At 53.5% G+C, this 12709-nt stretch carries 8 protein-coding genes and 1 rRNA gene; all 9 read left to right on the top strand.

Annotated features, from left to right (window positions below):
- Positions 1-1041 (top strand): phenylalanine--tRNA ligase subunit alpha, encoded by a 1041-nt coding sequence (pheS, locus tag M2120_RS02605; protein WP_280797166.1) that lies wholly within the window; start codon positions 1-3, stop codon positions 1039-1041.
- Positions 1041-3581, top strand: coding sequence for a phenylalanine--tRNA ligase subunit beta (pheT, locus tag M2120_RS02600; RefSeq protein ID WP_280797165.1), 2541 nt, complete (start codon positions 1041-1043; stop codon positions 3579-3581). The genes pheS and pheT overlap by 1 nt, the downstream gene beginning before the upstream one ends.
- Positions 3582-3640: 59 nt before the next feature.
- A complete protein-coding gene (gene argC / locus M2120_RS02595; RefSeq protein WP_280797164.1) occupies positions 3641-4684 on the top strand; it encodes an N-acetyl-gamma-glutamyl-phosphate reductase in 1044 nt (347 codons plus the stop codon).
- The gene (gene argJ, locus M2120_RS02590; RefSeq protein ID WP_280797163.1) at positions 4681-5850 is read left to right on the top strand and encodes a bifunctional glutamate N-acetyltransferase/amino-acid acetyltransferase ArgJ; all 1170 of its coding nucleotides are present in this window, start codon (positions 4681-4683) and stop codon (positions 5848-5850) included. The genes argC and argJ overlap by 4 nt, the downstream gene beginning before the upstream one ends.
- 17 nt (positions 5851-5867) lie before the next feature.
- On the top strand, positions 5868-6764 hold the full coding sequence (argB, locus tag M2120_RS02585) for an acetylglutamate kinase (RefSeq protein WP_280797162.1): 897 nt from the start codon (positions 5868-5870) through the stop codon (positions 6762-6764).
- Entirely contained in the window at positions 6761-7684 is a 924-nt protein-coding gene (gene argF, locus M2120_RS02580) for an ornithine carbamoyltransferase (RefSeq protein WP_280797161.1), read from the top strand. The genes argB and argF overlap by 4 nt, the downstream gene beginning before the upstream one ends.
- Before the next feature lie 25 nt (positions 7685-7709).
- Positions 7710-9149, top strand: coding sequence for an argininosuccinate lyase (argH, locus tag M2120_RS02575; protein WP_280797160.1), 1440 nt, complete (start codon positions 7710-7712; stop codon positions 9147-9149).
- The gene (tyrS, locus tag M2120_RS02570; protein ID WP_280797159.1) at positions 9150-10439 is read left to right on the top strand and encodes a tyrosine--tRNA ligase; all 1290 of its coding nucleotides are present in this window, start codon (positions 9150-9152) and stop codon (positions 10437-10439) included.
- Positions 10440-11012: 573 nt separating this feature from the next.
- Positions 11013-12533: ribosomal RNA gene (locus M2120_RS02565) — 16S ribosomal RNA — on the top strand.
- Positions 12534-12709 lie beyond the last annotated feature (176 nt).

Below are 12709 nucleotides of genomic sequence, written 5' to 3'. Positions count from 1 at the left end.
GTGTCTGCACCTACTGAAATCACCGAAGCAGCTGTCGCTGCAGCGGTTTCTGACGCGTTAGCTGCAATTGCTGCTGCCACAGATTCTGCTGCACTCAAGGCTGTCCGCACTGCCCATGTGGGGGAGTCTTCGACTCTCTCTCAGCTGAACGCTTTGATGAAGGATGTTCCTGGGGATCAGAAAGCAGCAGCAGGAAAGCTTGTCGGTCAAGCCCGTGCTGAAGTAAACCAGGCATTCGCTGCCCGCGAAGAAGCCATGGTGCGCGAAGAGCAAAATGCCCAGCTTGCTGCTGAAAAGGTAGACGTCACCGCTGCCGCTTCTAGATGGAGCGCTGGTGGTCGCCACCCGCTCATGCTGTTACAAGAAAGCATCTGTGATGCATTCGTGGGCATGGGCTGGGAAATTGCCGAAGGTCCAGAGCTTGAAGGCGAATGGTTCAACTTTGACGCACTGAACTTTGATGCAGACCACCCGGCACGAGCGATGCAAGACACTTTCTTCGTGGAACCAGTCGATTCACACCTGGTTCTCCGCACACATACCTCACCTGTTCAGGTTCGTTCCATGTTGGAGCGCGAAGTTCCTATCTATGTACTTGCACCAGGGCGTGTGTATCGAACAGACGAACTTGATGCCACCCACACTCCTGTGTTCACACAGGTTGAAGGCTTAGCAGTGGATAAGGGACTCACCATGGCTCACTTGCGCGGAACTCTTGAGCATGCTGCTCGCATCATGTTCGGAGAAGGCGCCAAGATTCGTCTGCGCCCCAACTATTTCCCCTTCACCGAGCCTTCTGCCGAACTCGATGTCTGGCACCCCACATTTGCTGGTGGCGCTCGCTGGATTGAGTGGGGTGGTTGTGGAATGGTGAACCCCAACGTGTTGCGATCGGCAGGGATTGACCCTGAGGTTTACTCCGGTTTTGCTTTTGGCGTTGGTGTTGAGCGCACGCTGATGTTCCGTAACGACGTCAGCGACATGCACGACATGGTTGAAGGCGATGTTCGCTTCAGCCAGCAGTTTGGAATGGTGGTCTGATGCGCGTCCCACTGAGCTGGCTGGGCGAATACGTCGACCTCGCCGAAGGTATTACTCCTGAACAGGTTCAAGCAGACCTGGTCAAGGTTGGTTTTGAAGAAGAAGACATTCACGGCGGAGACATTTCTGGCCCCATCGTGGTTGGTGAAGTTCTCGAATTCACTCCTGAAGAACAGAGCAATGGGAAGACCATTCGTTGGTGTCAGGTTCGAGTTGCGCCAGAGGGCCAGGTTGCTGCCGATGGTGGCGACGCTATTCACGGCATCGTCTGTGGAGCTGGGAACTTCTTTGTAGGAGACAAGGTAGTTGTGACCTTGCCAGGTGCCGTCCTTCCTGGACCGTTCCCCATTGCTGCACGTAAGACCTACGGGCACGTTTCTGACGGCATGATGGCGTCGGCTAAGGAGCTGGGTCTAGGCGATAGTCACGATGGAATCATTCGCCTTGCTGAAATGGGTCTCGATCCCGAAGTAGGTACTGACGCGCTGGAACTCCTGGGGCTTTCAGAGTCTGCTGTCGAGATCAACGTGACTCCTGACCGCGGATATGCATTCTCTATCCGTGGTGTTGCACGTGAATATGCACACTCAACCGGTGCTGCCTTCCGTGACCCTGCAACAGAGGTTATTTCGTCACGGGGTGTCACCGAGGTGACAAAGTTTGGCACCGAATTCCCCGTATCGGTTGATGACACAGCACCTATTCGTGGCCGTGTGGGCTGCAATGTTTTCGCTACGCGTATTGTGCGCGGAATTGATGCAACTGCCCCCACACCTTCGTGGATGGTTTCGCGCTTGAAGCTAGCTGGTATTCGATCTATTTCACTTCCGGTGGATATTTCGAACTACGTCATGATCGAAATGGGTCAACCCAACCACGCTTATGACTTGGACAAGCTCTCCGGTGACATCGTTGTTCGCCGCGCTACTCAAGGCGAGAAGCTGATCACCTTGGATGAAGCAGAGCGTGTGCTGGACGTCGAAGACCTGCTCATCACCTCAGGTGGTAAAGCAATTGGCCTTGCCGGTGTGATGGGTGGTGCTAACACTGAAATCAGTGACGGCACCACCAATGTACTCATTGAGGCAGCAAACTTCGATCCTGTATCCATTGCTCGATCTGCCCGCCGACACAAACTCAGTTCTGAAGCCTCGAAGCGTTTTGAGCGCGGAGTTGACCCAGCAATTGCTGCGATTGCTGCAGGTCGTGTTGCACAACTCTTGGTTGAATTTGCTGGCGGTGAAATTGTGGATGAAGGTTCCTACATAAACCACTTCGCAGCACCTTCGGCCATTGAACTTCCTTCAGGTTTTGTCACCAAGTTGATTGGTTTGGAATACAGCGACGACCAAATACAGTCATCGCTGTCAGAAATCGGATGTGACGTTGTTGCATCTGGTGCCGGTTTTACAGTCACTCCACCCACCTGGCGTCCAGACCTCACAGACAAGTGGACTCTGGCTGAAGAAGTGGCCCGCATTGTTGGATACCACCTCATTCCTGCTGAATTGCCTGTTGCCCCTCCAGGACGTGGTTATACCGTTGCTCAAGACGTGCGTCGACGCGTTTCGAACACCCTTGCCGCTACCGGTCACACAGAAGTTCTGAGCTATCCCTTCTTCGATGAAGAGACTAACAATCTCTTCGGTTCTGCAACCTCAAGCACTGTTCCGCAGGTTCGTTTGGCCAATGCACTGGATGCAACACAGGGGTGGATGCGCACCTCGCTGCTGCCTGGACTCATCGGGACTGCCGCTCGCAACCGTTCACGTGGTCTAAATGACCTCGCCCTGTTTGAAACAGGACTGGTTTTCCTACCTGAGCCTGGAAAGACCTACGGTCAGGACATTGTTGCTGGCGGCGTTCGTCCAGCACCAGAAGTCGAAGCCAAGCTCTATGCAGGTATTCCGCCACAGCCTCGCTATATCTCAGGTCTGTTTGTCGGCGATGCCATAACCAAGCAGGTGGGACAAAAGGCTGTTGGTTTTAACTGGAAGGATGCTCTAGCAGCTGTGCAGCAGATTGCTTTGGGTGCTGGAGTGAATATCTCTGTTCGCCAAGGAGCTCACAAGGCATTCCACCCAGGTCGTACAGCAGAACTGCTACTGGGTGAAGAAGTTATTGGCTATGCCGGTGAACTCCTCCCCACCGTTGCCGAAGCAGCACACCTACCTCGTACTGTTGCAGCATTTGAATTGAACCTCGATGCAGTTACCAACGCAGCAGGTGTTCCTCACGTTGCAGTGGACGTCAAGACCATGCCTGCTGCAACCCAGGATCTTTCCCTCGTTGTCAACGACACCATTCCTGCAGCAGATGTTCTTGCTGCAGTTGTGGAGGGTGCTGGTGAATTGCTGGAGAGCGGCACACTAGTGGATGTCTACCAGGGGGCCGGTATTCCTGAAGGGCAGCGCTCCCTCACTTTCGCATTGCGATTTAGGGCACCTGATCGAACCCTTACCGCCGCTGAAGCAACCGCGTCCAAAGAAGCCGGTGTTGCGCTCGCAGCATCTCGCTTCGGCGCGACAATTCGCGAGTAATCCAGCCACGCCTTCTTCAGGGTTCAATAACTGGTTGAAGGTTTGGATAGAGTTATCTAATGACATACTCGGTTGCCATTGCTGGAGCCAGCGGTTATGCCGGTGGCGAGGTGCTTCGCTTGCTCGCGAGCCACCCCGAGTTCGAGGTGCGCACAGTAACCGCGCACTCCAACGCTGGGCAGCGATTAGTTGATGTTCAACCGCATTTGCGCAGCTATGGTGATCTAGTACTGCAGGACACCAGCGCAGAAACCCTAGCTGGTCATGATGTTGTCTTTCTCGCTCTCCCGCACGGATCTTCCGGTGCGCTCGCAGCTCAACTGAGCCCAGACACTCTCGTTATTGACTGTGGTGCAGACCACCGACTTGAAGAGGAATCCGACTGGGCTGCGTTTTATGGTGGAGAATTCAACTCAGCCTGGACTTATGGCATCCCTGAACTTCCACTGTCCTCCGGTTCTCAGCGTGATTACCTTGCAGGGACCAAGCGCATAGCTGCTCCTGGCTGTAATGCCTCTGCCATCTCCTTGGCAATTGCGCCCGGAGTTCAGGCTGATTTGATTGACGCAGTCGATATCGTCTCGGTACTTTCCGTGGGTCCTTCGGGAGCTGGAAAGAGCCTCAAAGTTGATTTGTTAGCCAGTGAAATCATGGGATCTGCTTCTGCGTATGCAGTGGGAGGTGTTCACCGCCACACTCCAGAGATTGCTCAAAACTTGCGTAAGGCAGGTGCTGCTGAAGTATCAGTCTCTATGACTCCGGTGCTGGTTCCAATGGCGCGAGGAATCCTTGCCACCACTACTGCCCGGGTAAAACCTGGGGTGACGTTGGAACAATTGCACGCAGCATGGAGTGCAACATATGCAGGAGAGCCGTTTGTTCAGGTCTTGCCATTAGGGCAATTCCCACGCACAGCGGACACGCTGGGCGCAAACACGTGCCTCATTGGTATTGCCTTAGATGAGAACGCAGGACGAGTCATTGTCATAAGTGCTCTGGATAACTTGACCAAGGGCACGGCAGGGGCGGCTATTCAGTCCGCAAATATTGCTTTGGGAATTGAAGAAACTACCGGTTTGACCACGAATGGAGTTGCGCCATGAGTGTGACCGCTGCAGCAGGCTTTAGTGCCGCAGGTGTTGTCTGTGGATTGAAGTCCACAGGCAAGAAAGATTTCGCTATGGTGCGAAACTTAGGCCCCCTGAAGTCAGTGGCTGCTGTGTTTACCTCAAACAGGTGCAAAGCAAACCCCATTTTGTGGAGCCAGCAAGTCATGGCAGATCCAGTAGTAGAAGCCATTGTGTTGAACTCTGGTGGTGCTAACTGTTACACCGGTGCTCGCGGTTTCCAGACCACTCATGCCACTGCTGAAGCAGTTGCTGAGCGACTAGGTGTCTCTGCTGGTGATGTATTGGTGTGTTCCACCGGACTGATCGGTGAACAGCTTGATCTCGACAAGCTCAAGACCGGTGTCTGGGATGCTGGTCTTGAAGTACTTTCTGAAAATGGAACCAGTGAACAAGCCGGTGTTGATGCTGCGCATGCCATCATGACCACGGACTCTGTGCCCAAGATGTCCGTCTCGACCGGAGCGGGTTACACCATCGGTGGCATGGCTAAGGGTGCTGGAATGTTGGCTCCTGGTTTGGCCACCATGCTTGTTGTGATTACCACCGATGCCGTATTGACCAGTGCACAACTAGATTCAGCTTTGCGAGCTGCTACCCGAGTTACTTTTGATCGTCTGGATTCCGACGGTTGCATGTCCACAAACGACCAGGTCACCCTGATGGCCTCCGGCGCTTCTGGTGTTGAGCCCGAGTTGGATGAATTCACTGCACGGTTGACCGAGTTGTGTCGAGACCTGGCCATTCAGTTACAACAAGATGCTGAAGGTGCTAGTCACAACATCCACATCACCGTCACTGGTGCTGCCAGTGAAGATGACGCTGTTGATGTTGCGCGTACTGTGAGCCGATCCAACCTGTTCAAGGCGGCCATTTTTGGAAATGATCCCAACTGGGGACGAGTTCTGGCTGCGGTGGGAACTTCCCAAGCTGTCTTTGATCCCTACAACATCGATGTCAGCTTCAACGGAGTGGCAGTGTGTACGGCGGGGGAGCCAGATCAGTCACGTGATTTGGTAGACCTCTCTCCTCGCGAGGTAGACATCCAAATTGAGCTGCACAGTGGAACTGAGAGCGCAACAATCTGGACTAACGACCTCACCCACGACTACGTGCACGAAAACAGCGCGTACGCGAGCTAAGACGTCAAGGAATACTCATGACCCAAATGCGTGAAGAAGACGCGGCAGCAACAATCAAAGCTGCCACGCTCATCGAGTCTTTGCCCTGGTTGAAGAAATTCAATGACCAGATCATCGTGGTGAAGTTTGGCGGTAATGCCATGGTGAGTGAAGAGCTCACTCGTGCATTCGCTGAAGACATGGTGTATTTGCGCACCGTCGGCATTAAGCCTGTAGTTGTTCACGGAGGTGGTCCTCAGATCACCAAGATGCTGGAGCGTTTAGGTATCGAAAGTGAATTCCGCGGTGGTTATCGCGTGACCAGCCCTGAAGCCATGGACGTCGTCCGTATGGTTTTGACCGGTCAAGTCTCTCGAGACCTCGTCGGCCATATGAACGAACATGGTCCGCTGGCAGCATCAATCTCTGGTGAGGACGCCGGATTGTTTGTTGGCGAACGTCGAGGTGTTGAAATTGATGGCGAGATGGTCGATCTCGGACTCGTGGGCGATGTGGTTGCAGTTGATCCTGAGGCAGTTCACGCCCTCATCGATGCTGGCCGTATTCCAGTGGTCTCCTCTATTGCTCCAGATAAAGACACTCCGGGACAGTCACTCAATGTCAACGCTGATGCGGCAGCAGCATCGTTGGCCGTTGCACTCGGAGCTGCCAAGCTAGTAATCCTCACGGATGTCGCCGGTCTTTACAGTGACTGGCCCAACATGGACTCTCTCGTCTCAGAGATTGGTGCGGATGAACTCCGTGAAGTCATTCCATCTTTGGAATCAGGCATGATCCCCAAGATGGCTGCCTGTTTGGAAGCAGTAGATGGGGGAGTTCCCAAAGCCGCCATCATTGATGGCCGCAATCCTCATTCGATTTTGCTCGAAATCTTTACCCAGACTGGTTCTGGAACGGAAGTAGTGGCTTCATGACCAAACATTTCCTTCGTGATGATGACATCACCCAAGCTCAGCAGAACGAGATTCTCGATCTAGCACTGGCACTCAAGGCCGAGCCCTATAGTGAAAAGCCTTTGGCAGGGCCACAGACTGTTGCTGTCATTTTCGATAAGACCTCGACGCGCACTCGGGTGTCCTTTGCCGTCGGTATTGCTGACTTAGGCGGAGTTCCATTGATCATGGACTCTGGCACCAGTCAGCTAGGTGCTAAGGAATCTATTGCAGATACGGCACGAGTCATGGAGCGAATGGTCAGTGCCATTGTGTGGCGCACATTCGCCCAAGCAGGTCTCGAAGAGATGGCAGCTGGAACAACCGTTCCTGTGGTGAATGCGCTCAGCGATGAGTTCCACCCCTGTCAGCTGCTTGCTGATTTAATGACTATTCGTGAACACAAAGGCAACCTCGCTGGTTTGACCGTCGCGTTTGTGGGTGATGGCAGTAGCAATATGTCTCACTCCTACCTTCTGGCTTGTGCTCTTGCGGGAATGAATGTTCACGTTGCAGCTCCTGCCGGATATCAGCCAGCTCCTGCCATTGTTCGTGATGCCGAAAAGCTAGCAGCTGAGCACGGAGGTTCTGTACTGATCACTGAAGATGCTGTTGCTGCTGTCTCTGGTGCTGATGTGGTTGTCACAGATACCTGGGTGTCGATGGGGCAAGAAGACCAGAAGGCTCAGCGTCAGAAAGATTTCGAGCGCTACCAAGTTGACGCTGCCTTGATGGCTCATGCGGATAAATCCGCAATCTTTATGCACTGCCTACCTGCATACCGCGGGTATGAGGTAACTGCTGATGTCATTGATGGCGCACAGAGCGTGATTTGGGATGAGGCGGAGAATCGTCTGCACGCCCAAAAGGCACTGTTGACATGGCTGCTTCGCCAGAACTAATTCTTGACAACCTTAGGATTGACTCATGACCTCCTCACACAACTCAGCTAACCGTGCTGGTGAAGCCGGAGCACTCTGGGGTGGTCGTTTTGCCTCAGGCCCCTCGCCTGAGCTCCAAAAACTGAGCAAGTCAACCCACTTCGACTGGGCGCTTGCAGACTACGACATCACCGGTTCACAGGCACATGCCAAGGCGCTTCACGCAGCCGGATATCTCACAGCAGATGAACTCTCTGTGATGAATTCATCACTGGAAAAACTGCGCGCTGCAGTTTCTGCAGGTGAATTCGTAGCTCTTGACAGTGATGAAGATGTTCACTCGGCCCTCGAGCGCGGACTCATTGACATTGCTGGGGTTGAGGTTGGTGGAAAGCTACGTGCTGGTCGCAGCCGTAATGACCAAATTGCAACCCTGGTCCGGATGTATTTGCTTGATCACGGTCGCGTGATTGCACACGAGGTTACTCAACTCATAGATGCGATTGCAGGGCAGGCTGCTGCGCATCCTGCGGCAATCATGCCTGGCCGCACTCATTTGCAGCATGCTCAGCCTGTGCTCCTTGCACACCAACTCTTAGCCCACGCATGGCCGCTGGTTCGTGACCTGGAGCGTTTGGCCGATTGGTCTGTTCGTGCCTCGAAGTCTCCTTATGGTTCTGGTGCACTTGCTGGCGGATCCTTAGGGCTAGACCCACAGCTTGTTGCTGCTGAGTTAGGTCTTTCAGGTCCAACTGAGAACTCAATTGATGCCACAGCTAGCCGTGATGTTGTTGCAGAGTTTGCCTTCATCACCTCGTTGATGGGGATTAACCTTTCACGATTCTCAGAAGAGATCATCATCTGGAACACGCGTGAGTTTGACTTCGTCAAGCTTCACGATGGCTACTCCACTGGCTCCTCGATCATGCCTCAGAAGAAGAATCCGGACATTGCCGAACTTGCTCGAGGAAAGTCTGGGCGCCTCATTGGTAATCTCACGGGACTTTTGACAACGCTGAAGGGTTTGCCCCTGGCATACAACCGTGATCTCCAGGAAGATAAAGAACCCGTCTTTGATTCGGTTGAAACACTTGAGGTGCTGCTACCTGCTTTCACCGGCATGGTTGCCACGCTCACCTTCAATACCGAGCGGATGGCCCAGCTTGCTCCGCAAGGATTCTCTCTAGCTACTGATGTTGCTGAATGGCTGGTCAAACAGGGTGTTGCCTTCCGTGACGCTCACGAAATATCTGGAGAGCTCGTGCAGTTCTGCGAAAGTCGTGGGATTGAACTTCATGAGCCAACAGATGCAGACTATGCATCTGTGAGCAAGCACCTCACCCCAGAAGTTCGTTCCGTGCTCACTATTGAAGGCTCAGTCAATTCACGCAACGGTGCAGGTGGAACCGCACCTGCGCAGGTTGCGAAGCAACTAAGCATGCTGACGGAGCGCGTGAAAGATCTCAACAAGGCGTTAGGGCTGTAATTGTCTCTCGAAAATCAATCAAACGATTCCAGCTTCGACACACTCTGGGATGAGCTGGTGTGGCGTGGACTCATTCACGTCTCTACCGACGCTGATGAGCTAAAGAAACTCTTCCAAGGTCCACCGATTACCTACTACTGCGGTTTTGACCCCACTGCACCGTCGTTGCACTTAGGTAACCTGGTTCAACTCTTGTTACTGCGCCGTATCCAGCTTGCTGGCCACAAGCCTCTTGGTCTTGTTGGCGGTTCCACTGGTCTGGTGGGTGATCCACGTCCCACTGCGGAGCGCACTCTCAACACCAAAGAGACTGTCAATGAGTGGGTTGGATACCTCAGTTCTCAGATTTCAAAGTTCCTCAGTTTTGAGGGAGTGAACGCTGCCCGCATGGTGAACAACCTGGACTGGACTGCGCCAATGTCGGCAATCGACTTCCTGCGCGATGTGGGCAAGTACTACCGCGTGGGAACAATGCTCAAGAAGGATGCTGTTTCTGCGCGTCTGAACTCAGAAGCGGGTATTAGTTACACCGAATTCAGCTACCAGATTTTGCAGGGAATGGATTTCCTGGAGCTTTACCGTAACTACGACTGTGTTCTTCAGACCGGAGGAAGTGACCAGTGGGGTAACCTCACCAGCGGCACTGACCTGATTCATCGTGCCGAAGGCAAGAGCGTTCACGCTATTGGTACACCACTGATTACAAACAGTGACGGCACCAAGTTTGGTAAAAGTGAAGGAAATGCGGTCTGGCTCGATGCGTCCATGACCAGTCCTTACGCGTTTTACCAGTTCTGGCTCAATACCGATGACGCCGATGTTATCGACCGCATCAAGGTATTCACCTTCCTCTCTCGCGCAGAAATTGAAGAGTTAGCTCAGCAAGTCGCTGATGAGCCGTTCAAGCGAGCAGCCCAGCGCCGACTTGCACTCGAGGTCACTTCTCTCGTGCACGGCGAGCAAGCGACCCAGGCGGCTATCGCTGCCGCGGCTGCACTGTTTGGTCAGGGTGAACTCGCGGAGCTTGATGCAGCAACTCTCGAAACGGCACTTCGTGAACTGCCCCACACGACTACCCCCGCGTCTACGCCAGTTGCACAGTTATTGGTAGATACTGGGCTTTCTCAGAGCCTGGGTGCTGCACGTCGCTCTATCGCTGAAGGCGGTGTCTATCTCAATAATGAGAAGATCACTGCTGAAGATGAACTCTTGACTGCCCACGTTCTCCCCAGCGGCATGGCCGTTTTGAGACGTGGAAAGAAGACACTTGCCGGGGTATTCGTCGAGTAATTCACTGCAATTACCGGGGGAATGAGCATCTCACTAGAGGCGACACGCCCGGGATGCGAGAGAGATTTGCTCGAACCGTAATAAACCCGTAATGTAGTCACTTGTCACCCCAAAGGTGCTGATTGCCTCAGAGCGTCAGACCTCAAGCGGGACCATCTCAGCTTCTTTGAGAAAACGCTACGGCGCACACTTGGAAGCTAACAGGATGAAAATCCATCATGTATCGCGATGTTGCGAACGGCAGCCAGAGAGTTGAAGACTCTCCGGTGATGAGTTTGACAAGATCGCTTTTGATGGTAAGTTAGGACAGTTGCCCTAAACCGGTTCCGAAAGGAATTGGAGTAGGAGCGCCCGATCCTTGAGAACTCAACAGCGTGCACAATGTCAAATGCCAAAACCCGGCATCAACTTTTTGTTGATGTACGGATTCCTTTGGAAAAAAATTAGACAACAAAACATGTCAGCAATGACTGTTCTGTTTTGTCAGTTTCAAACTCGCGACATTCGCCCTTATTCCGGGGAATGTCGCATAAATAGATTTGCCACCAGCTTTTAGCCGGTGGCTATCAATCTTTTACGGAGAGTTTGATCCTGGCTCAGGACGAACGCTGGCGGCGTGCTTAACACATGCAAGTCGAACGATGAACCCGGAGCTTGCTCCGGCGGATTAGTGGCGAACGGGTGAGTAACACGTGAGTAACCTGCCCTTGACTCTGGGATAACTGCTAGAAATGGTAGCTAATACCGGATACGACCCTCGGTGGCATCACCAGGGGGTGGAAAGAATTTCGGTCAAGGATGGACTCGCGGCCTATCAGCTAGTTGGTGAGGTAACGGCTCACCAAGGCGACGACGGGTAGCCGGCCTGAGAGGGTGACCGGCCACACTGGGACTGAGACACGGCCCAGACTCCTACGGGAGGCAGCAGTGGGGAATATTGCACAATGGGCGCAAGCCTGATGCAGCAACGCCGCGTGAGGGATGACGGCCTTCGGGTTGTAAACCTCTTTTAGTAGGGAAGAAGCGAAAGTGACGGTACCTGCAGAAAAAGCACCGGCTAACTACGTGCCAGCAGCCGCGGTAATACGTAGGGTGCAAGCGTTGTCCGGAATTATTGGGCGTAAAGAGCTCGTAGGCGGTTTGTCGCGTCTGCTGTGAAATCCCGAGGCTCAACCTCGGGCCTGCAGTGGGTACGGGCAAACTAGAGTGTGGTAGGGGAGATTGGAACTCCTGGTGTAGCGGTGGAATGCGCAGATATCAGGAAGAACACCGATGGCGAAGGCAGATCTCTGGGCCATTACTGACGCTGAGGAGCGAAAGCGTGGGGAGCGAACAGGATTAGATACCCTGGTAGTCCACGCCGTAAACGTTGGGAACTAGATGTAGGGTCCATTCCACGGATTCTGTGTCGCAGCTAACGCATTAAGTTCCCCGCCTGGGGAGTACGGCCGCAAGGCTAAAACTCAAAGGAATTGACGGGGGCCCGCACAAGCGGCGGAGCATGCGGATTAATTCGATGCAACGCGAAGAACCTTACCAAGGCTTGACATATACCGGAAAAGCGTAGAAATACGCTCCCCGCAAGGTCGGTATACAGGTGGTGCATGGTTGTCGTCAGCTCGTGTCGTGAGATGTTGGGTTAAGTCCCGCAACGAGCGCAACCCTCGTCCTATGTTGCCAGCACGTAATGGTGGGAACTCATGGGAGACTGCCGGGGTCAACTCGGAGGAAGGTGGGGATGACGTCAAATCATCATGCCCCTTATGTCTTGGGCTTCACGCATGCTACAATGGCCGATACAGAGGGCTGCAATACCGTAAGGTGGAGCGAATCCCAAAAAGTCGGTCTCAGTTCGGATTGAGGTCTGCAACTCGACCTCATGAAGTCGGAGTCGCTAGTAATCGCAGATCAGCAACGCTGCGGTGAATACGTTCCCGGGCCTTGTACACACCGCCCGTCAAGTCATGAAAGTCGGTAACACCCGAAGCCAGTGGCCTAACCGCAAGGAAGGAGCTGTCGAAGGTGGGATCGGTGATTAGGACTAAGTCGTAACAAGGTAGCCGTACCGGAAGGTGCGGCTGGATCACCTCCTTTCTAAGGAGCATTTGGAGACTACGGTCTTCCAGAGCCTCTACTCAGACGAATGTTCTGAGGAGGTTAGCTCATGGGTGGAACATTGACATTGATTCAGAACCAAGTGGTTCGCAGTTAGTACGGTCTTCGGACTTGGAACGCAGCGCTCCAGGCGGCACTGAATACGCACGCTGTTG

Source organism: Aurantimicrobium minutum, assembly GCF_029893825.1.
Lineage (GTDB): Bacteria > Actinomycetota > Actinomycetes > Actinomycetales > Microbacteriaceae > Aurantimicrobium > Aurantimicrobium minutum_C.
The sequence above is the reverse complement of the archived record's forward strand: the minus strand, read 5'-3'. Positions and strand labels throughout refer to the sequence as shown.

Bases quoted from the DNA above. Each gene is read 5' to 3' on its own strand.
- pheT (WP_280797165.1), top strand. From the start codon at position 1,041: ATGCGCGTCCCACTGAGCTGGCTGGGCGAATACGTCGACCTCGCCGAA.
- argC (WP_280797164.1), top strand. From the start codon at position 3,641: ATGACATACTCGGTTGCCATTGCTGGAGCCAGCGGTTATGCCGGTGGC.
- argH (WP_280797160.1), top strand. From the start codon at position 7,710: ATGACCTCCTCACACAACTCAGCTAACCGTGCTGGTGAAGCCGGAGCA.
- argJ (WP_280797163.1), top strand. From the start codon at position 4,681: ATGAGTGTGACCGCTGCAGCAGGCTTTAGTGCCGCAGGTGTTGTCTGT.
- argF (WP_280797161.1), top strand. From the start codon at position 6,761: ATGACCAAACATTTCCTTCGTGATGATGACATCACCCAAGCTCAGCAG.
- argB (WP_280797162.1), top strand. From the start codon at position 5,868: ATGACCCAAATGCGTGAAGAAGACGCGGCAGCAACAATCAAAGCTGCC.